This window comes from Halobacillus kuroshimensis DSM 18393 (genome assembly GCF_000425705.1).
Taxonomy (GTDB): domain Bacteria; phylum Bacillota; class Bacilli; order Bacillales; family Halobacillaceae; genus Halobacillus; species Halobacillus kuroshimensis.
The window spans coordinates 619,986-641,678 of sequence record NZ_AUDY01000008.1 but is presented as its reverse complement, the minus strand read 5'-3'; the positions used below and the strand labels follow the sequence as shown (position 1 = coordinate 641,678).

The window sequence follows — 21,693 nt, the reverse complement described above, 5'->3', positions numbered from 1 at the left end:
CTCCTTCCTACATCAACTGATACGGCTGAAAATCAACCGTGATCTGTAAACCATTTTCCTGTTTCATTTCATCTTCATAATAATGCAGTATTCGTTCAACAAACTTCCGCTGCTCGGGTTCCTTCTTGTATTTTACCATGCATTGATAGCGATATCTATTATTGATCCTGGCCAGTGCAGAAGGGGTTGGCCCCAGTACGTGGGCCTGGCTGGACAGCTTCTGCTGCATAAACATCGTAATCTTACGGGTGGCTTCCTCCGCTTTCAACTGGTTGGGATGCGAAATTGTAAACAACGTCAAATAATAATAAGGAGGATATCGGAACGCTTTTCTAAGCTTCATTTCCTCCTGGAAAAACTGTTCATAGTCGTAAGTACTCGCAAGTTCTATGCTGTAATGTTCCGGTGTATAAGTCTGCACAACCACTTCCCCGCTTTTCTCATGGCGTCCGGCCCGTCCGCTCACCTGGGTCAGCAGTTGAAAGGTCTTTTCGGAGGCACGGAAATCCGGCAGGTTCAGCATCGCATCCGCTGCCAGCACACCGACAAGTGTGACGTTGCCAAAATCGAGCCCTTTGGCGATCATCTGTGTTCCAAGCAGGATATCCGCTTTTCCTTCCCCGAACTGTGTAAGTAGTCTTTCGTGGGCCCCTTTTCTCCTCGTTGTATCAACATCCATCCGGATGATCCGCGCCTCGGGAATCAGTTCCTGAAGGGCTTCCTCAACTTTTTGAGTTCCTGTCCCAAAGTATCGGATCGTTTTGCTTTCACATTCCGGGCACTTCTCCGGCATAGGCTCCTCATGAGAACAGTAGTGACATTTGAGACGGTTCTGCCGCTTGTGATAGGTCAAAGCAATATCACAGTGCGGGCATTCGCTCACATGCCCGCAGTCCCTGCACATGACAAACGTGGAATATCCCCGTCGGTTAAGAAACAGCACGACTTGTTCCTTCCTAGCCAGCCGCTCTTCGATTTTTTCCTTTAATGGAATCGAGAACATGGATCGGTTCCCGCTGTGAAGCTCCTCTCTCATATCCACAAGCTCCACCTCAGGCATAACAGCCTCATTCATCCGTTTGCTGAGTGTCAACAGCTGATAGTTGCCTTTCGCAGCCCGCGCATACGTTTCCAGTGACGGGGTCGCGCTTCCCAGAACGACCGGGCAATGATGTGTCTTGGCGCGTTGGACAGCTACATCGCGGGCATGATACCTCGTCCTGTCTTCCTGCTTATAGCTCGTTTCATGCTCTTCATCAATGATGATCAGCCCAAGATTCGTAAACGGGGCGAATATGGCGGACCGGGCTCCTACAACAACCTGTACTTCCTGCCGCTGAATCTTACGCCATTCGTCGTATTTCTCTCCAGCTGACAGAGCACTGTGAAGGACAGCTACCTTTGAGCCGAAACGTCCTTTAAACCGCTCCACCATCTGAGGGGTTAAAGCAATTTCGGGGACGAGCATAATGGCTTCCTCCCCTTTATCCAGCACCTGTTGAATCGACTGCATATAAACTTCCGTTTTACCGCTCCCCGTTACACCGTGAAGGAGAAACACGTCGTGCTCCTGTTTTTCAATGGTTGAAAGAATCGGCCGGATGGCGGTTTCCTGTTCATCGGTTAATGCAAAAGGCGTCGTTCGTTTAAATTCCCGGCCTCCGTACGGATCGCGGAAGACTTCCTGTTTATACTCTTTGAGCACGTTCTGCTCCACAAGAGGCTTCAACGCAGCAGGGGTGGTTTGAAGGTGATCCAGCAAACGCTTTTTGTCCAGTGGCTCTGGGTGCTGAAGGAAATATTCAACAATGGCCCGCTGTTTTTTGGCCTGTGGCGGGAGATCTTCCAGCTTTTCCTCCATATCAATAGGAGAAACAGCCGGCGCAACCACCGCCTTCAGCTTTTTCGTTTCCCTGCTCTTTACTTCATAGTGAACATCCACTTCGCCTTCGTTCATATGTTTTCTAAGGATATGGTAACTGATACCGGACTGTTCGAACTCCTCAAAATCCATGACACCCCGCCCGTCAAACACAGCATCCAGTGCTGAATCCAGCGGTTCATCCGAGAGTTTCCACAGCTCTTTTCTATATTTGGCTTTCATGACCTGCGGCAGCATGACCTGTAGACAGGATATATAATAACTCAACGTATAATTGGACAGCCATTTCCCAAGATGAAGCAGCTCTTGCGTCAACGTTGGGATGACATCCAGTACATCAGTGATTTTTTTCACTGAGGAAAAGCTGGAGGTTTCTGACAAGGAGATCACATAGCCGAGAATTTTCCTCGGTCCGAAGGGGACGATGACTCTGACCCCGGGCTGTACAATTCCTTCAAATTTTTCAGGGATTTCATAATCAAAGGGTCTGTTGGTATTCTGTGAGGCTACGTCCACAATGACATTGGCAATCACGTGCGCTCACGCCCCGTCATCTCCTGAGAGGCTTCCTTTAGGATTTCTTCTGCCAGCTGATCCTTCGTCATCATGGGATAGATTTTTTCACGACCGCTTTTCTGAATGAAAAGGGAGGCATTCGTATCCGTCCCAAAGCCGGCCCCTTCCTCGGCAACATTGTTGATCACAATGGCATCCAGGTTCTTCTTCTCCAGCTTCTCTCTTCCATAACGCTCAGGATCATTCGTTTCGGCGGCAAAGCCGATCAGATACTGATGTTCCTTCCTTGTACCGAGCTCCTGCAGGATATCGTGCGTGCGCTCCATTTGGACCGCATATCCTCCCGGGGATTTTTTCATTTTATGTTCAAAGGTTTCCTTTGGCCTGTAATCGGCGACAGCGGCGGATTTGATCACAAGATCGGCCGCTGGATAATGCTTCAGCACTTCTTCATACATCTCCTGAGCAGAGACTACATCAATGCGCTTCGCCCCTTTTGGCGTATGAAGAGAGACAGGTCCGGTGATCAGGGTGACATCAGCACCGCTTCGAACCGCCTGCCGCGCAAGAGCAAACCCCATTTTTCCTGTCGAAGGGTTCGTGAAATACCGGACCGGGTCAATTTTCTCCTGCGTTGGTCCTGCTGTAATCAGCACCCGTCTGCCTTTTAACCACTCGGTTTTCCGATATTCATCTTCCAGTACCTTGACGATGCTCTCCGGTTCTTCCAGTCTTCCTTTCCCGACATATCCGCAGGCCAGATACCCTTCCCCAGGCTCAATAAAACGAAAGCCCCATTCATCAAGCTGTTGCATGTTGTTCATGACAGCCGGGTGGCTGTACATGTGCACATTCATCGCCGGTGCAATGTACACGGGTGCCTCGGTCGCAAGCAGTGTCGTTGACAGCATATCATCCGCCAGCCCGCCGGCAAGCTTGCCAATCGTATTGGCTGTAGCGGGCGCAATCAGGAATAAATCGGCCCAGTCGGCGACATCGATGTGCTGGATCTGAGTGGCGTCCTGTTCATCAAACGTATCGGTATAGACCGGCTGCCTGGACAGTGCCTGAAAGGTCGTCGGAGCGACAAAATTTCTCGCGCTCTCTGTCATAATGACTTTGACGAAGGCTCCTGCCTGGACAAGCTTACTTGTCAGTGCCGCCGCTTTGTATGCAGCTATTCCTCCTGATACGCCCAGGACAATCTTTTTATCTTTTAACATGTGATGGACCTCCCTGCCTGTGAAAATCTTACGATAAAATACGTAGGAAAAGCCGCGCTGATCGTCAGACAGATGCGCGGCTTTTCCTACGTTGTTCCGGGAACAATGCTATTATGTGGTTTCCGTTCTTTCTTGAATCTCTTCCGCTTCAATATAATTCAATTTCCCGTCGCGGATTTCTTCCAGAGCTACACCAACCTGCTGATGAGAAGTTGGGTTGTCGACCATAGGAGCACTTCCCTGCTTCAATTCGCGGGCTCTTCGTGCGGATAGTGTGACAAGTGTATATTTTGATTTGATCTGCTTCTGCAGGGAATCAATGGATGGTTCTAACATCATAATTATTTTTCCTCCAATGCTTTTTTGTATTGATGGGCCACGCGCTCACGTTTGCAGTGTTCACTGGCTACAATGGACTGGACCTTTTGAACAGCGTTATTAATCTGGTCGTTGACAACGACATAATCGTAGGCATCCATCATATCAATTTCTTCTTTGGCCGCCAGCAGACGGTTTTTCACCTTTTCCTCTGTTTCGGTACCCCGGCTTACGATTCGGTCTTTTAATTCTTCAAGAGAAGGAGGAATTAAAAATACGAACACACCTTCCGGGAAGTTTTCGCGGACTTTCAATGCGCCCTGAACCTCAATTTCAAGGAATACATCCTTTCCCTGGTTCAACGTTTCTTCCACATAATGTCTCGGCGTGCCGTAATAGTTGCCCACATATTCGGCATGTTCAATCAGCTGTCCTTCTGTGATCAGCTTTTCAAATTCATCTCTGCTTTTAAAGAAATAATCGACTCCATCCACTTCCCCTTCACGCGGGGCACGCGTCGTCATGGAAATGGAATATCGCAGGTCTGTCGACTGCTCGAACAGAGCCTTCCGTACGGTTCCTTTTCCGACACCTGATGGGCCGGAAAGTATAAATAATATACCTTTCTGTTCAATCACTGCAAATAGTCCTCCTAGTTTTCATCTGAAATCTCATCATTACTGATTACACGCTGGCCGACGGTTTCCGGCTGAACAGCAGACAGAACGACATGATCACTATCTGTGATAATGACCGCACGTGTACGGCGGCCATATGTAGCATCTACTAATTTATTATTGTCACGGGCGACAGTAATGATACGTTTGATTGGAGCGGATTCCGGTGAAACGATGGAAATGATTCGATTGGCAGAAACAACGTTCCCGAACCCGATATTGATCAATTTTAAACTCAAAGCTGACTCCTCCTTCTTATGGCCAAGCACTTAATCATTAACTCTATTATATGAAAAAAACCGTACAGAACACAATTGTTATTCGACATTTTGCACTTGTTCCTTCATTTTTTCCAATTCACCCTTCACGTTAAGTACATACTCCATCAAGAGGGTGTCATTGGATTTTGACCCCATCGTGTTCACTTCCCGGTGCATTTCCTGAAGGATGAAATCCAGACGTCTCCCGACGGACCCGTGCTGGTCCAGAGCCTTCTCAAACTGTTGAAGATGGGAGTGCATACGTGTGAACTCCTCTGTGACATCCCCTTTTTCAGCCATAAGGGCCACTTCCTGGAGAATTCTTGGTTCATCCTGAGAAAGGGGCTGTGCAGCGTAATCTTCAATTCGGGCGCGTATTCTAGCTTTGTATTCGTTTATCACCTCAGGCCGGCGCTGGTCCATCATGTCAAGCCAGCAGGCGACAGCCTTGAGTCTGGATAGAAGGTCCTTCGTAAGCTGCTTTCCTTCCCGTCCCCTCATGTCCTTCAGCTGGCGCAGAGCCTGTTCCACCGACGTCTTCAGCATATGTTGAAAAGAATCCGGAATGTCTTCCGATTGCTTAGTAATGAAGACATTCTCTAACTTGGATACCATATCAATAGTTATATCACCCGTCAAATGAAACCGGCTCTTCATATCTTCCAACGCCTGAATATACTGCTCCGCTGCTTCCCAGTCCACTTCGACATTTTTCTGCAGGCCGCCGTCCATCGTTATGTACACATCGACCCGCCCGCGGTGGAGGGCTTCTTTTACAAGTTTCCTTATCGGGTCCTCCATAAATAACAAGGAGGAAGGAAGATGCATATGAACATCAAGAAACCGATGGTTAACGGATCTGATTTCCACCACTATCCGTGTCCCCTCCTGCTCTGATATTTCCCGTCCATATCCGGTCATACTGTCAGCCATATCCCCTTCACCTGCCGCTTCTTCATTGATACTGTATAGTTTACCAAACTTCCTCTTTCAGAGCGACTGGTATGATTCTTTAGAAATACGGCGGAAAATCATGCTATAATGACCTTTTAGAGAGGTGAAGAGATTATGTCTTTCGACGGAATTGTAACCCGGGCTGCGACGAATGAGCTGAACAATGTTCTTCAGTCCGGACGAATCATGAAAATTTATCAACCCACGGACACAGAGCTTGTATTCACAGTCCGCTCCCAGCGGACGAAACATACGCTTCTGTTATCCGCTCATCCATCCTATGCACGGTTCCATTTAACCAATGATCAATACCACAACCCAAAAGAACCGCCAATGCTCTGTATGCTCCTGCGCAAGCATCTTGTTGGAGGATTTATAGAGAAAATTGAACAGGTGGATATGGAGAGGATTGTCAAGATCCAAATCCGCACACGGAATGAAATCGGCGACGAAACGTATAAAACCTTGATCATTGAGGTGATGGGGAAACACTCCAATATTCTTCTTGTCGACGAACAGGAGGGGCATATTCTGGACAGCATCAAGCACCTTCCCCCTTCTCAGAACCGGCACAGGACGATTATGCCGGGCCAGCCCTATAAACGGCCGCCGGAGCAGGGCAAAATAAGTCCGGTGGAACTGGAACCAGCCCAACTCCTTAAAAAACTGGACTTTAATGCCGGGCGCCTGGACAAACAGATTCTCTCCATAGTCATGGGCTTTTCCCCTATGATTACAAAGGAGATTGCAGAAAAAGCAGGAATGGGCGGACCATCAGGATACGAAGCTGCTTATGAGGAAGTACGGAACCGAATACTGGATCACTCGTATGAACCACAGGTGAAGCGCGGGGACAAAGAACAATTTTATGTACTGCCGCTGAAGGCCTTCGGAGAAGAAAAAGAAACTTTCTCTACAGTGAGTGACATGCTGGACGCTTTTTATTCAGGCAAAGCCGAAAGGGACCGTGTCAAACAGCAGGCTGGTGATTTATTCCGCTTTCTGAAAAATGAACGCGACAAAAACCAGAGGAAAATCAAAAAGCACGAGGATACCTTGAAAAAGTCTGAAGCAGCCGGGGATTATCAAAAGCTCGGCGAACTGCTGACCGCTCATATGCACCTCGTTCAAACTGGAGACGAAAGTGTAACGGTCGTTGATTACTACGATCCTGACCAAAAGGAAATGTCAATCGAGCTGAATCCGAATAAAACGCCAAGTGAAAACGCCCAGTCTTACTTCCAGACGTACCAGAAATTGAAGAAGTCCAAACAGGTGGTTCAAAAGGAAATCGAAAAAGCGGACATTGAAATCACCTACTTCGAACGTTTGATTCAACAAGTCGAAACAGCCAGGGAAGAAGATATTGAAGAAATCCGGGAGGAACTCCGTGAACAGGGCTATATGAAGAAAAAAAATGCCTCCCCGGGGCGTAAGAAAAACCAGCCTAAAAAGCCGTCTCCTGAAACCTTCCGATCCAGTGACGGGACGATGATCTACGTCGGGCGCAACAATAAACAGAATGAATATTTAACCAACCGAATGGCAGGTAAATCTGATATCTGGCTGCACGCCAAAGATATTCCGGGTTCCCACGTAGTCATTAAAGATGAGAACCCAAGTGAAGACACACTGCTTGAAGCAGCCCAGCTTGCAGCAAACTTCAGTAAATCAAGCCGGTCGTCCTCCGTGCCTGTTGACTACACACAAATCAGGCATGTGAAAAAACCGTCCGGAGCCAAACCCGGTTTCGTTACCTATGATCACCAGCAGACCCTGTTTGTAACTCCGGATGCCTCCTATGTCCGCACGATGAAAAAACAGGCAGAGGAATAAAACAGGAACAGGCAGCCATACTAAGGGAGCACCTTGATCTTAGTAGAGGAGGCTGCAGTCATGCCAAAGAACTCAAAATCAAAACGCAACCCAAAGAAGAGCCGGGATGCGGTCCAGCCCAGCAATGGTGAAGAGCGCGTAACGATCTCTAAAGCGGGCAGATCTTTTGATGACCGTTGAAGAGCAATAGTCAGAGTTCCCATGACAAACTCTGGCGTACACACGCCAGGAAAGCTGTCGAGAAAATTTCTCGGCAGCTTTTTTTCTATAAAGAAACCGCCGGGACTCAATCCAGGCGGTTATCTTTTCCTCATATGATCAAGCTTGTCCCTGAGAATTGTAATGGAACGGTTGATTTTCCAAATGTAATACAGATGATGGAGCAGATTTTCCTTATCCTCTGTTCCCGGCTGCACTTTCATCTCTACCTGCTCCCTTTCCTCCAGCAGGTCATAACCCGGTTCGGAAAGATTTCCTGTTTCGATTTGATGGATCAACCCTTGTAAATTCTTTTCCATCTTATCCTGAACCGCTGTTAAAAGCTCCAGTGTTTCATGACTGTGATTCGTGTATTTCGGATATGGAGAGGCGACAAGGTGCTTGGCATAATAATTGACGGCTGTAATTACGGTCAGCACGGCTGTAAGGTTTTTGTCCCCTCGGAAAATAGGATCCTGTACAGCAGGTTTGGATTCTTCCTCAATTTCCTGCATTTTCGCATCAAGATCCAATGCCTGCTGTGCAAGACCTTTAACCCCTTTCGTACCCTTGATGTTGGTTAAATACTGGCTGATCAATTGAGACATTTGTGTAAAGTATTCACGAAAGGCCTCCGAAAGCTTGTCCTTTGTCCTCGTGGGAAAGACAAAAGCAGAAACACCAAGGGCAATTGCAGCTCCTGCCACTGTGTCAATGACCCTCGCTCCAAGAAGCTCCGGCGTAACTCCACCGAGAATCAGATCATAAATAAAGGCAATCATCATCGTAATAAAGAAGCTTGCCACCGTATAGGAAACCGTAAGAAAGTAAAAGGCCGTAAAAATAACCAGAAACAATAGGACAACCTCAAGGTAAGGGTGGCCGGAGAGCCACAAAGCAGCGAGAAAACCGAAGAAAGCACCGAAGAATGTGCCGACGGAGCGTTCAAAAGCTTTTAAGTACGTCCTGCCGACGGTTTCCGTACCGAGCTGGATAATAAAAGCGGTCAACAGGACCCAGTACGGCTGAATCGGAGAAATAATATAGCCTGTGACAATGGCTATGCTTCCTGCAATCAACGCCTGTACGGCTTTTTTCTCAGCAGGTTTTAGTCCGGCCGGCTCCTCTTCCTTCTCATGCACCGCCTCTTCATCTGCTGACGGCGGATGTTCCACCGCTTCATTGAAATGAATATCCCGCTGCACTTCGGAAGCGCCTTCTGTCACGTGGGAGGCCATCGTTTCAATTCTTCTAATCAAATAAAGCCGTCCATCAGGAAGGTCGGTTACATTCATCATCCAGTGATCAAGCTGATGCCGGATACCTGCGACCACTTTCTCAGCCTGCTGAAGGCTCTTCATTTCCGGCTGCGGGTCAAGCACATCGGCATCCTTTAATGTCAGAAGCAGATCGACGAGAAGATAGCGCAGCTCCTTCAAATCCAATGCCTCGTCTTCCTTCAATTTCTGCAGGCTTTCCGAAAGTGTCATGACAAACATGGTTGTATCGAAAATATATAATCGAAGCCGGCCGGATTGGAGCCCCGGCCAGATTTCTGTGCTGTCCTGCTGATGTAGATCAGCGGCGACCTGGTTGGCGTAAATTCTTAATTTACTTACGTTGCTGCCCAGCTTCTTCAACCGGGACGGCTGGAGTTCAGGGTCTTTAATCACCTCAATAAGCAGGTCGAACGTCAAGTTTGCCTGCCTGTGGAAGGAAACCGTGCTTCTCCGCAGCATCTGTCTTGTGTCTTCAAATAGGAAAAAATTGTAAATAAAGGCATAAAGAATGCCGATTCCAACTGCGAGGTAAAACCAGGGAAACTGGGCCGGAGACAGCTGAAGAAATGAGGAGAAATAAATCGTGAAGAACCCAATCATTCCAAGAGAAAAATACCGGCTTCCATACTGCGAAAAATAAAAGGCTGAACCTATCGAAGCAATCATCAGGATACTCACCAGGACGGGGCTTGAAGCAGTCAAAGACCCGAGCGTCACCCCTGAACCAGCAGCCACTCCCAGGAGAAGTGTTGTCACCTGTTTCTTTCTTTTTGTATCATCCATAACAATCATAATGCCCATCAGACCGGCAATCCCGGAGATGATCGCAGGAAAAAGCGGATCGATGGCAAAGACGTTCATGATCAACATCGTTGTAAAAACCGATGAAATCAAACTCAGCGTTGCTTTCCCCGCCTGTGCCAGTCTCCGTCTGCCCGGATCAGAGGCGAGCAGACGCCGCAGCCAGTAGGACTGTTTGACTAAATCTTTCATATATTGATGCTCCCCTCTTTCATATGTATAGTCATTTATCTCATCGATTTTCAAGTGGCAGGACAACTCTCACGTCCTGACGTTTTCTATTGTAAGAACATTCCATCAAATGCCCCGGACGAAAAAAGCTGCGATCGGCATCGCAGCTTCAAGTTAAAAAATAAGCAAAAACGGCAATCGAGGCAACATAGGAAAAAACCGCCTGGGCCCAGTATCTTTTCGCTTCTTTTTTCAACATGTACATATTCCACAATATAAATATCGTCAACGACCCTGCCAGACTGAGAAGGGGTTCCCATGACAGCATGGATTCCATAAAGGAAAAAGCGACCCACGTGTATAAATAAACAAAGCAGGTTAATAGTCCGAGGGAGGCATTCATGAGAATAAAAAAGGAATGTTTGTTAGATTTCATCGTCATCACCAATACGTTGTGTTGTATTAATGGTACAAGGACAAGATGAAAATAGCAACTCTTCCATCATTTAAGAGTTTGTAAAAACGTAGGGGTCTTCCCTCCACACTCTCAGTTTCTCCAGCTGAACGTCATCCAGTTCTTTCTGTTGATACAGCTCATTCAACAGATCATCATAGCTGGCAATCGATTGAACATGGTACTCCTTTTCCTTAAATGCCTGCTTCGCTTCCGCCAGGCCGTAGGTGAAGATGGATAAAATTCCTGCCACTTCCACCCCGGCTTCCCGAAGGGCATCTGCAGCTTGTATGGAAGACTTCCCTGTAGAAATCAAATCCTCAATGACGACTACACGGCTGCCTTCGGTAACCACTCCTTCAATCTGATTTCTGCGTCCGTGTTTTTTGGCAGTCCCGCGAACATACACCATCGGAAGATTGAGACGATCGGCTGCCCATGCTGCATGCGGAATACCAGCTGTGGCGCATCCGGCTATTCCATCCACCTCTCCCGGCAGTTTCTGGATCATGTCCACAAGCGCCTCTGCGACAGCGGAACGGACGGATGGATAAGACATCGTCAAACGGTTGTCACAATAAATGGGGGATTGGATGCCTGAGGTCCATGTGAAGTAATCCTCCTCGTACATTTTGACAGCACCAATATCCAGCAGTTTATGAATCAACTGATTTTTTTCCATGCAGAAATTCCCCCTTAATGGTTTGATATGTATCCTCGGGTTCGCCGCTGTTCCGGATGGGTCTGCCAACGACGATTGCATCACTGCCCTCCATAGCGGCTTTTACAGGAGTAGCTGTCCGTTTTTGATCGTGGACGGGTCCTCCCGGGAGCCTGATCCCCGGGGTCAACGTTAGAAGCCCTGATTCTTTTTTCACCAAGGATGCTTCATGAACAGAGCACACGACTCCATCCGCTCCATGTTCTGCCGCTAAGAGGCTGTAATGAAGGACCATGTCCTTTGTTGACTCCTCTACCTTCCATTCCCTGCTCATAGCCCTTTCGTCCATGGAAGTAAGGACAGTGACGGCAAATAAAAGAGGTGTTTTTCCATCTGCCCCTTCGCTCAACCCCTTCCGGGCAGCTTCGATCATATGACTGCCGCCGGAAGCATGAATCGTAACGATATCCACACCGAGACCGGCAAGGTTTTTCATCGCCCGGCGGACGGTTTCCGGTATATCGTGAAGCTTTAAATCCAGGAAAACCGCGTGGTTCCGTCTTTTGAGTTCGGCAATGAAGGGGGCGCCTTCCTTATAAAAAAGCTCCATGCCCACTTTAACTGGAACACCTTCAAGATGATGTAGAGTCAAAAAATCAAGCGCTTCGCGGCCTGAAGAGAAATCAAGGGCGAAGTAGACCGGCTTCAACACTTTCACGATGCGCACCTCCTACAGCTTCCTCTACAGATTGAAATCCATAATGATGTAACGTCTCCGGCAGTTGTTCCACGAGTTCCCTGCATATGAGTGGATTTTTAAAGTTCGCACTGCCTACAGCCACTGCGCTCGCTCCTGCCAGCAGGTACTCGACAATATCGGCTGCCGTTTCAATCCCTCCCATTCCGATAATAGGTATGGCGACCTTGGGATAAACTTGATGGATCATCCGGATACTGACCGGCTTCAGGGCAGCTCCGGACAATCCTCCGGTCCCGTTCGATAAGACAGGTTTCCGCGAGGATGGATCGATGCGCATAGCGGTCAGCGTATTGATCATAGACAGGCCGGAGGCACCTCCCCTTTCAGCCGCTTTGGCCATGACAACGATGTCGCTTACATTCGGCGACAACTTCACATATACCGGAACACGGCTTACTTGAACGACTCTGCGTGTAACATCCTCCGCAAGCACTGGATCCATTCCAAACTGAACACCGCCCTCCTTGACATTCGGACAGGAGATATTCAGCTCGAGAGCATCGACATGAGAAGAGATCTTCTCTGCTACTTCCACATATTCCTCTACCGTGCTGCCGGCGACATTTGCTATGATCGGCACCTGCTGGGCCTTCAGAAAAGGGATTTCCTCCTGAATGATCGACTCGACACCTGGATTTTGCAGACCAATGGCATTGAGCATCCCTCCTGTTGATTCAGCTACACGCGGAGTTGGATTGCCATATCTCTTTTCACCGGTGGCGGCCTTCATGATGACAGCTCCGAGTTCAGCGAGCGGGTAAAAGCGGGCATATTCACGACCAAATCCAAAGCATCCCGAAGCCGGCATGATTGGATTTTTCAAAGAGAGGCCGGGCAGTTGAATCATCGTATTCATGTCAGCACAACCTCCTTATGGTGAAAGACCGGACCATCACAGCAGATTCGCTTGTAGCCTTTTTCATCATGGGAAGGCACTACACAGGCAAAACAAGCGCCGATCCCACATCCCATCCGTTCCTCCATGGAAATATATCCTTCTGTATCACCGAGCTGTTTGACCACAGCTTTCAGCATGGGCGTAGGTCCGCACGTATAATAGCGGTCAAACGAACCAGACATTCCTGCAATCCCGTCCGTGACAAACCCTTTATTTCCGGAGGTTCCGTCATCTGTCATAATGTAGACGCTCCCATATTGTTGAAATTCACTCTTCAAAAAAGCGTGACGGATGGATTGAAATCCGAGAATAATAGTAAGGTCCGCTCCTTTTTCATACAGCTCACGGGCCAGCCGGTATAGAGGGGGCACACCGATGCCTCCCCCTGTCAGAAGGACATTCTCTCCAGGACGAGCTTTTACAGGAAAACCTCTGCCTCCGGGACCAAGCACATCAAGAGAATCACCAATCTGATAAGCTGTAAGGGCTTTTGTTCCTTTTCCAATCACTTTGTACAACAGAGTGATCGTTTCCTCATCTATGTTGTAATCCGAGATGGATACCGGCCTTCGTAAATATTCGTCCGTACTTGTCCGAATGTGAACAAATTGTCCAGGCTGCTTGATGTCGTGTACCATACGCCCGCAAAGAATTAATTGGTACGTATCTTCGGCAACCAGCGTATGATCCACAACCGTCAGATCTTCTCTGATCACTGCCCCACCCCTTCCATCGGAGTAATGGCTCTTGCCGAAAAAGACATGGCGTTAATGACTTCAACGATAGCCGTTGCCGTATCAAGGCTTGTCAGACAGGCGATGCCGTTTTCTACAGCTTCCCGGCGGATCCTGAACCCGTCAGACCTCGCACGCATCCCTTTGTTCAACGTATTGATGACAAATTGAACTTCACTGTTCTGAATAAGATCCAGCACATCCCTCTCTGCCGAACCAACTTTACCGACTGCTTCTACAGGAAGACCTTCCCGGGCGATTACGGTTGACGTGCCTTCTGTGGCAAACAAACGAAAACCGAGTTCATAAAAGGTCCGGGCAATGCGCACCATTTCTTCCTTATCCTTATCAGCAACCGTCAAAAGGACAGATCCCTGGACGGGTATCTTTAACCCGGAGGAAATCATGCCTTTGTATAAGGCTTTCTCCAGCGTTTCATCATACCCGATGACTTCCCCTGTTGATTTCATTTCGGGTCCAAGCGTCGTATCGACACTTCTTAATTTTTCAAAGGAGAACACCGGCACTTTCACATAGACCCCTTTCGGCTTGCGGGCTGTCCCCGTGCTGTATCCATGTTCGGTCAATTTTCCGCCCATCAGCACTTTCGTTGCCAGCCCTGCCATGGGAACACCGGTTATTTTGCTGAGAAAAGGAACGGTCCGGCTTGCTCTGGGATTGACTTCCAATACATAAGCGGTTCCATCTGAAATAACGAACTGGATATTGACGAGACCCTTCATCTTCAGTTCTCTTGCGATATCAGCCGTGATGTCCAGACACTGCTTTTCGAGCGCGGGAGTCAAACGCCGGGGTGGATAGACAGCCATGGAGTCACCTGAGTGGACCCCTGCACGTTCGATATGTTCCATAACACCAGGTACGAACACATCCTCGCCGTCTGTAATGGCATCTACTTCCACTTCCATCCCTGTCATATACTTATCGATTAAAATGGGGTGACCGTTATGGACAAAAGCATTGTCATCCAGATAGGAAGCCAGTTCTTCCCGCGAATACACGATGGCCATCGCTCTCCCACCGAGAACATAGGATGGACGGACGACAATGGGATAACCGATTTTCTCAGCGGCGGCTACAGCTTCTGCTTCACTAGCCGCACTTTCTCCTCCCGGTTTCGGTACATTCAGGCGGTTGAGGAGCTTTTCAAACAAGTCGCGGTCTTCTGTTTCATGGATGGCTTCCATCGTTGTTCCGAGAATCCGGATTCCGTGCCGGCTCAGCCCTTCTACTAGATTAATCGCTGTCTGTCCACCGAATTGAACGATTACGCCTTCAGGATTTTCAAGGTCGGTGACGTTGAGAACATCTTCAAGAGTCAAAGGTTCGAAGTACAATTTATCAGAGACACTGAAGTCAGTGGAAACCGTCTCCGGATTGTTGTTCATAATAATCGCTTCATAACCCATTTCTTTTAACGCAAGCACCGAGTGCACCGTAGCATAATCAAACTCGACCCCCTGACCAATCCGAATCGGTCCGGATCCAATGACGAGCACTTTTTTCCTTGATGAGGAAAGGGATTCATTTTCCTCTTCATAGCTGCTGTAAAAGTACGGCGTTTCGGAGGCGAATTCCCCTGCGCACGTATCCACCATTTTATAGACCGGTTCAATCCTCATGCTTTTCCGCTTCTGTCGGACTTCATCGACTGACACTCCTGCTGCACGGGAAATCTGCTGGTCGGACATCCCAAGCTGTTTTACTTTCCTTAGGAGAGAAGCAGACAATTCCTCTGTTTCAAGCTGCTGTTCCAGAAGGATGATCTGCTCCAATTTATAAAGGAAGAACTCATCAATCGCTGTTTTTTCGTGAAGTTCCTCGATAGAAAAGCCCCGGCGGAAAGCTTCGGCAATTAAGAAAATCCGTTCGTCGTCCGCTTTCACGATTCGCTCGTTCAATTCCTCTGCGGTTAAACGGGACGCATGGGCCAGTCTCAGTTCTTCCGTCCCCCCTTCGAGCGAGCGGATGCCTTTCAACAAAGACTCTTCCCAAGTCCGGCCGATGCTCATCACCTCGCCTGTCGCTTTCATCTGCGTGCCCAGAACACGGTTTCCCTTGGCGAATTTATCGAACGGCCAGCGGGGGATTTTGGATACGACATAATCCAGCGCAGGTTCAAAGCAGGCATATGTGGTTCCTGTAATCGGATTTTGAATCTCATCCAGCGTCATCCCTACCGCAATCTTTGCAGCAATTTTTGCGATGGGGTAACCCGTTGCTTTTGAAGCAAGCGCTGAGGAACGGCTGACTCTTGGATTGACTTCAATCACATAGTACTGGAAGCTGTCGGGATCGAGAGCCAGCTGTACGTTGCAGCCTCCCTCAATTTTTAAAGCTTCGATAATTTCCAAAGACACGTTTCGAAGCATCTGATATTCTCTGTCACTAAGTGTTTGAGATGGGGCGGTTACTATGGAATCACCGGTGTGTATGCCGACAGGATCAAAGTTTTCCATGTTACAGACGACAATTTTATTTTCTGCACTGTCCCGCATCACTTCGTATTCAATTTCCTTGAATCCGGCGATATTTTTCTCGACGAGACATTGAGAGACGGGGCTGAGAGAAAGTCCGCTTCTCACCGTTTCCCTCAGCTGCTCTTCGTGATCACAAATCCCTCCACCGGCTCCACCCATCGTATAAGCTGGACGGACGATGACTGGATAGCCGATACGATCGGCAAAACGTAACGCTTGATCCACCGTACTGACGATATCACTTTCCGGAACCGGGTGCTCTAATTCGTGCATGAGGGAGCGGAACTTCTCCCGGTCCTCCGCGCGCTGGATCGCTTCCAGTGGAGTACCGAGCAGCTCCACCTGATATTGATCGAGAATGCCTGAGTCATGAAGTTCGACGGCCATGTTCAGACCTGTCTGGCCTCCGAGTGTCGGAAGCACGGCATCCGGCTGTTCCTTACGGATAATCTTTTTCATAAATTCAAGAGTCAAAGGTTCCATATAGACCTGATCCGCAAACGTATGATCCGTCATAATCGTAGCTGGATTGGAATTTGCCAGAATGACCTCATAACCTTCCTCTTTCAAAGACTGACAGGCCTGGGTGCCGGAATAATCAAATTCAGCCGCCTGGCCGATCACGATGGGACCGGATCCAATGACGAGGATTTTATTTATATTTGTACGTTTAGGCATTGAGGTTCCTCCTTTGTGCGCTTGTTCGTCTTTTCGATGTTTTTAAGAAAGTGGTCAAACAACCAGGACGTATCTTCTGGTCCCGGTGAGCTTTCGGGATGATACTGCACACTAAAAACGGGCTGTGTGCGGTGCTTCAGCCCTTCAACCGTCTCATCGTTCAACGATACTTGTGTCGCCATCAATTCCGTATCTTCAAGGGATTCCAACGCTACGGTGTACCCATGGTTTTGGGAGGTAATAAAGGTTCGATTCGTTTCAAGATCTTTCACAGGCTGGTTGGACCCACGGTGTCCGAACTTCATTTTCATCGTATCGGCACCACCTGCAAGGGCGATCAGCTGGTGGCCGAGACAGATGCCGAAAACCGGAACACGCCCGATGAGGTTGCGTACCGTTTCCACAGCCTCCGGGACGTTTTTCGGATCTCCAGGCCCATTGGAGAGCATAACGCCGTCCGGTTTCAGCCTTAAAATCTCCTCATGACTAGTGTGGTAGGGGACAACAGTGACGTGACAGCTGCGCCTGGCAAAATCCCTTAAAATACCATACTTCATTCCAAAGTCCACCAGAACAATCCTTTTCCCCCGCCCGGGTACAACGTACGGTTTCACAGTGGAAACGTGCTGCACCTGGTTGTTGTAAGAAGGTGAATCCTCCATCATTTTCATAACTTCTGAGGGGGATCGCTCGCTGGAGGCAATCATCGCTTTCATCGTACCGTAACGGCGGATGATCTTCGTCAGTTTTCTCGTATCCACTCCACTTATCCCGGGAATGTTCCTTGCCTCAAGGTAAGCATCCAGGGTTTCCTCACTGCGGAAGTTTGACGGCCGTACACAGTGCTCCTTCACAACGACCCCGAACACAGCGGGGTGAACCGTTTCAAAATCGTCGCGGTTGATGCCGTAGTTTCCAATCAACGGGTACGTAAAGGTCACAATCTGACCGCAGTAGGAAGGATCGGACAGGACCTCTTGATAACCTGTCATTCCTGTGTTGAAGACAATTTCACCCATCGATTCCCTTTCGCATCCGAAACCTTCCCCTTTGAATACTGTTCCATCTTCAAGTACGAGCTGCTTCATGTGTACTCTCCTCCCATGTTAGATTTCCGTTGACTACGGTTAAAACCGGCCAGCCCTTCAGTGTCCAGCCGTTGAATGGCGTGTTTTTTCCTTTCGAAAGGAATGTTTCCCGCACGACAGCCCTTTCACTGGTTAAATCAATCATTGTAAAATCTGCAGGAGCTCCAGGCGCAAGCGTGCCGTAAGGCAGGTGGAAAACGGCTGCCGGCTTCACTGTCATCCAATCCACCAGCTCCTTCAAAGTGCAGAATCCTTCCTCAACGAGGTGGGTATATAATAGAGGAAAAGCTGTTTCCAATCCTGTAATCCCAAAGGGGGCGTCTAAAAAGCCCTGCTGCTTTTCCTCTTCTGTATGTGGAGCATGGTCTGTAGCGATAAAGTCGATCGTGCCATCTTTTAAACCTTCAAGAAGCGCTTGTTGGTCCTCTCTGCTGCGAAGCGGTGGGTTCATTTTATAAAACCCATGATCCTCGATGATGTCGTCTTCCTGCAGGACAAGATGGTGGGGAGTCACTTCAGCCGTTACATGAACCCCCGCTTTTTTTGCGTTGCGGATGATGCGTACGGATTCTTTTGTGGAAACATGACAAATGTGATAGTGACAGCCGGTTTGTTCAGCGAGCAGGACATCTCTGGCAATCTGAACAGATTCCGTCGTTGACATGATTCCCGGCAGCGAAAGACGCTGACTCACATCCCCTTCATGACACACCCCTTTATGTACAAGAGAATTGTCCTCACAATGAGCGACTACAGCTTTACCGGCCGATGAGGCAGCTTTCATGGCTTCCAGCATCATTCCCGCATCCTGAATACCTACCCCATCATCAGTAAAAGCGAAGGCGCCTTTGTCTGCCAGGGTTTCCATATCCACAAGTTCCCGGCCGACCTGACGGCTTGTGATGGAAGCATAAGGCAGGACACGGACATGGGCCGTTTCTTTTATTCGCCGCTTGAGTTCATCCAGGGTCTGCCCGTCATCAGGTACAGGGGTGGTATTCGGCATGGCGCAGATGGTCGTAAATCCACCTTTTGCTGCCGCCTGTGTCCCTGTTTGTATCGTCTCCTTCGCTTCTCCACCCGGTTCGCGCAGATGGACGTGTACATCAACAAAGCCGGGACTGATGAATAGACCTTTCGCATCCCATACACGGTCGACAACCGTTTGGTTATGGTTTCGCCCTATTTCCTGGATCATCCCATTTTCCATCACCATTTCTGTGGATTCCATCTTTCCATCGCTTTGCAGCACACGAGCGTTGATCACTTTTATCTTCATTTACAGTTCCCCCTTCATTAACGAATCCATAACAGCCATCCTCACAGCAACTCCATTGCTCATCTGCCTGAAAATTCTTGATTTCCTGCTCTCTACTAGATCACTATCGATTTCAACTCCGCGATTGACAGGAGCTGGATGAAGGATGATGCTGTCCGCATCCATTCTCGCTTCCCTTTCTTTCGTCAACCCGTACTGCTCAAGGTACGCAGCCGTGTCTTCCCGATGGATATGCCGCTCATGCTGGATTCTCAGGAGCATCAGTACATCACAGTGTGTGACAGCTTCATCCATAGAAATGTAGTGATCCGCTATGGCTGAGTCCTGCCATTCGGGTTTACTGACAAAATAAACCTCGGCTCCAAGACGGGAAAGCGCAGCAGCATTCGACCTGGCTACCCGGCTGTGTTTAATATCACCAGCGATACAGATGCGCAGCCCTTTGAAGCTGTGAAACTGCTCATAAATGGTATACAAGTCCAATAGACTCTGTGTGGGATGCTCACCGCATCCATCCCCTGCGTTGATCAGAGTAAGATTTAAATGTGAAGCACAATGCTGAAGCAGACCCGTCTGTGACTGTCGGACGACAGCCAGTTCAACTCCAAGGGATTCGAGCGTTTTCAACGTATCATAAAGACTTTCCCCCTTCGTCAGGCTGGACCCCCGCCCCTCCAGATCGATGAGTTCAAACCCTGATTTACGTTGAGCAATCTGGAAGCTTACTTTAGTCCGTGTGCTTGGTTCTAAAAAAAGGTTGGCAGCAAACCTGCCATGGTAAGAGGGATTATCCCCTGGCTGATTCAGACGCTCCGCCCTCTCGATAAGCTGGAATATCTGCGCTGGGCTCAGTTCCTTCATAGATAATAGATGTTGTAAAGGCTGGACTACCGGCATATCCTTCACTCCGATCTTCATGATTTTGACCGGTATACAAAGAAAAAGGCACCCCCGGTGTACGGGGGTGCCTCACTCGCTGCACAGGCAGACGAGCCATTCCCTGGTACACCTTTCCGGGCCTCACGGGACCCGATTAAAACGTGTGTTCTTGGTTATGCCACTTCATGCTGTTCTTTTTTCTCTTCCACTTCAGGTTCTTCAAACATTTTTCCATTGCCATAGCCTTTTTCTTTTCCTGGCAGCACTTGGTGAAGGAAAACACCGATCACTGCTGACAGAGCCATTCCGGCGATCTGAACCTCCTCGGTGACCTGTACGAAGGCGCCTCCTACGCCGAGAACAAGGATGATGGATGCTATAATCAGGTTGCGTTTTTCTCCAAAATCAATTTGATTATCAATCAGCATGCGTAGTCCACTGGAAGCGATAATTCCGAAAAGAAGAATGGAAACCCCTCCCATAACGGCCGACGGGACAGACCCGATCACAGCCGTAACCATTCCTATAAAACCGAAGATGACTGCGATGACCGCTGCCCCTCCGATAACGAAAACGCTGTAGACTCTTGTGATGGCAAGCACGCCGATGTTTTCCCCGTATGTCGTATTCGGAGGACCGCCCAGACAGGACGCGATCATAGTGGCCGCTCCATCGCCGAGAATCGATTTATCAAGCCCCGGATTTTTCAAAAAGTTCCGCCCCACTACTTTGGAAAGAACCATTTGGTCCCCTGTATGTTCTGTAATCGTAACAAGGGCAAAAGGCACCATCAGGAGGGCAATTTCCCAGCTGATCACTCCCCATGGGCTGAAGTCGACAAAGGGAACGATGAAGTCAGGGACTTGGAAGAACGCTCCGAGAAAGCCTGTCACAGAATCTGCTGAAGTGAGTGCCTGCCATTCTGCTTGAATGGCCGTTGTATCCACAATACCCTGGAATAAGGCAAAGATGTATCCGCCGACGATTCCGAACAAGATGGGCAGCAGGGAGAAGAACCCCTTGAAAAAGATGGATGCGATGACCGTTAACCCTAAGGTGACCAGAGCTGTCGTCAAGTGCACACTGCTGTATACATTCTCTTCCTGTCCAGGCAGGTACATGGCCATATCGACCGCTGTGGAAGCCAGCCCAAGACCAATGACGATGATGACCGGGCCTACGACGATCGGCGGAAGCAGATTCATCAGCCATTTAGTTCCAAAAACAGTGATGAGGAGAGCGACCGCCCCGTATACAAGGCCTGTCAGAAAGCTTCCGACCATGGCCCCGGCTGCTCCGCTCGTCTTCGATACTTCAATGATGGGATAAATAAAGGCAAAGCTTGAACCAAGATAGGCCGGTACCTTTCCTCTTGTAATCAGCAGATAGGCGAGAGTTCCAAATCCACTGGATACTAAAGCGACGGCTGGGGAAAGTCCAGTCAGAAAAGGGACAAGGATGGTAGCGCCGAACATCGCAAACAAATGCTGCAGGCTTAAAGTCAGCCACTTTCCGGCTGCCGGAACTTCATGAATGTCTAATGCTGGTTGATGTTTTTCCACTTGTTCATTCCTCCTCTGCCCGTAAAAAAAGCCTCCCTACGCTTAAAAGGCGTAAAGAGGCACACGTGTAGCGGCTACACGAA

At 48.8% G+C, this 21,693-nt stretch carries 18 protein-coding genes; 1 reads left to right on the top strand and 17 read right to left on the bottom strand.

What is annotated here, in order from left to right; genetic code table 11:
- Positions 1 to 7: 7 nt before the first annotated feature.
- The 6 genes from priA to H615_RS0105190 all read right to left on the bottom strand — a co-directional run bounded on the left by priA (position 8) and on the right by H615_RS0105190 (position 5,809).
- On the bottom strand, positions 8 to 2,416 hold the full coding sequence (gene priA, locus H615_RS0105215) for a primosomal protein N' (protein WP_027954146.1): 2,409 nt from the start codon (positions 2,414 to 2,416) through the stop codon (positions 8 to 10).
- The gene (coaBC, locus tag H615_RS0105210) at positions 2,413 to 3,621 is read right to left on the bottom strand and encodes a bifunctional phosphopantothenoylcysteine decarboxylase/phosphopantothenate--cysteine ligase CoaBC (protein WP_027954145.1); all 1,209 of its coding nucleotides are present in this window, start codon (positions 3,619 to 3,621) and stop codon (positions 2,413 to 2,415) included. Before coaBC ends, priA begins: the two co-directional genes overlap by 4 nt.
- A gap of 111 nt (positions 3,622 to 3,732) precedes the next feature.
- Positions 3,733 to 3,960 (bottom strand): DNA-directed RNA polymerase subunit omega, encoded by a 228-nt coding sequence (gene rpoZ, locus H615_RS0105205; RefSeq protein ID WP_084162996.1) that lies wholly within the window; start codon positions 3,958 to 3,960, stop codon positions 3,733 to 3,735.
- Between the two features lie 2 nt (positions 3,961 to 3,962).
- Positions 3,963 to 4,577 carry a guanylate kinase gene (gene gmk / locus H615_RS0105200; protein WP_027954143.1) on the bottom strand — a complete coding sequence of 205 codons (615 nt, stop codon included), beginning with the start codon at positions 4,575 to 4,577 and terminating at the stop codon, positions 3,963 to 3,965.
- 14 nt (positions 4,578 to 4,591) lie between these two features.
- The gene (gene remA / locus H615_RS0105195) at positions 4,592 to 4,855 is read right to left on the bottom strand and encodes an extracellular matrix/biofilm regulator RemA (protein ID WP_027954142.1); all 264 of its coding nucleotides are present in this window, start codon (positions 4,853 to 4,855) and stop codon (positions 4,592 to 4,594) included.
- A gap of 78 nt (positions 4,856 to 4,933) precedes the next feature.
- Entirely contained in the window at positions 4,934 to 5,809 is an 876-nt protein-coding gene (locus tag H615_RS0105190; protein ID WP_027954141.1) for a YicC/YloC family endoribonuclease, read from the bottom strand.
- Between the two features lie 135 nt (positions 5,810 to 5,944).
- Between H615_RS0105190 and H615_RS0105185 the strand changes: the two genes are divergently transcribed.
- Complete coding sequence (locus H615_RS0105185; protein ID WP_027954140.1) at positions 5,945 to 7,666, top strand: Rqc2 family fibronectin-binding protein; 1,722 nt, start codon at positions 5,945 to 5,947, stop codon at positions 7,664 to 7,666.
- Positions 7,667 to 7,965: 299 nt separating this feature from the next.
- Here the strand turns inward: H615_RS0105185 and H615_RS0105175 are convergent, their stop codons facing one another.
- The 11 genes from H615_RS0105175 to H615_RS0105125 all read right to left on the bottom strand — a co-directional run bounded on the left by H615_RS0105175 (position 7,966) and on the right by H615_RS0105125 (position 21,610).
- Complete coding sequence (locus H615_RS0105175) at positions 7,966 to 10,137, bottom strand: FUSC family protein (protein WP_027954139.1); 2,172 nt, start codon at positions 10,135 to 10,137, stop codon at positions 7,966 to 7,968.
- Between the two features lie 148 nt (positions 10,138 to 10,285).
- A complete protein-coding gene (locus H615_RS0105170; protein WP_242520185.1) occupies positions 10,286 to 10,552 on the bottom strand; it encodes a hypothetical protein in 267 nt (88 codons plus the stop codon).
- 70 nt (positions 10,553 to 10,622) lie between these two features.
- On the bottom strand, positions 10,623 to 11,252 hold the full coding sequence (pyrE, locus tag H615_RS0105165) for an orotate phosphoribosyltransferase (protein ID WP_027954137.1): 630 nt from the start codon (positions 11,250 to 11,252) through the stop codon (positions 10,623 to 10,625).
- Positions 11,227 to 11,949: an orotidine-5'-phosphate decarboxylase gene (gene pyrF / locus H615_RS0105160; RefSeq protein ID WP_027954136.1), complete on the bottom strand. Its 723-nt coding sequence runs from the start codon at positions 11,947 to 11,949 to the stop codon at positions 11,227 to 11,229. The genes pyrE and pyrF overlap by 26 nt, the downstream gene beginning before the upstream one ends.
- On the bottom strand, positions 11,915 to 12,847 hold the full coding sequence (locus H615_RS0105155) for a dihydroorotate dehydrogenase (RefSeq protein ID WP_027954135.1): 933 nt from the start codon (positions 12,845 to 12,847) through the stop codon (positions 11,915 to 11,917). The genes pyrF and H615_RS0105155 overlap by 35 nt, the downstream gene beginning before the upstream one ends.
- Positions 12,844 to 13,605, bottom strand: a complete 762-nt coding sequence (locus H615_RS0105150; protein WP_027954134.1) for a dihydroorotate dehydrogenase electron transfer subunit — start codon at positions 13,603 to 13,605, stop codon at positions 12,844 to 12,846. The genes H615_RS0105155 and H615_RS0105150 overlap by 4 nt, the downstream gene beginning before the upstream one ends.
- Positions 13,602 to 16,802, bottom strand: coding sequence for a carbamoyl-phosphate synthase large subunit (carB, locus tag H615_RS0105145; RefSeq protein ID WP_027954133.1), 3,201 nt, complete (start codon positions 16,800 to 16,802; stop codon positions 13,602 to 13,604). The genes H615_RS0105150 and carB overlap by 4 nt, the downstream gene beginning before the upstream one ends.
- Complete coding sequence (locus H615_RS0105140; RefSeq protein ID WP_027954659.1) at positions 16,781 to 17,890, bottom strand: carbamoyl phosphate synthase small subunit; 1,110 nt, start codon at positions 17,888 to 17,890, stop codon at positions 16,781 to 16,783. The genes carB and H615_RS0105140 overlap by 22 nt, the downstream gene beginning before the upstream one ends.
- Entirely contained in the window at positions 17,871 to 19,169 is a 1,299-nt protein-coding gene (locus tag H615_RS0105135) for a dihydroorotase (RefSeq protein WP_027954132.1), read from the bottom strand. Before H615_RS0105135 ends, H615_RS0105140 begins: the two co-directional genes overlap by 20 nt.
- Positions 19,170 to 20,066 carry an aspartate carbamoyltransferase catalytic subunit gene (locus H615_RS0105130; RefSeq protein WP_027954131.1) on the bottom strand — a complete coding sequence of 299 codons (897 nt, stop codon included), beginning with the start codon at positions 20,064 to 20,066 and terminating at the stop codon, positions 19,170 to 19,172.
- 155 nt (positions 20,067 to 20,221) lie between these two features.
- On the bottom strand, positions 20,222 to 21,610 hold the full coding sequence (locus H615_RS0105125) for a solute carrier family 23 protein (RefSeq protein WP_027954130.1): 1,389 nt from the start codon (positions 21,608 to 21,610) through the stop codon (positions 20,222 to 20,224).
- Positions 21,611 to 21,693 lie beyond the last annotated feature (83 nt).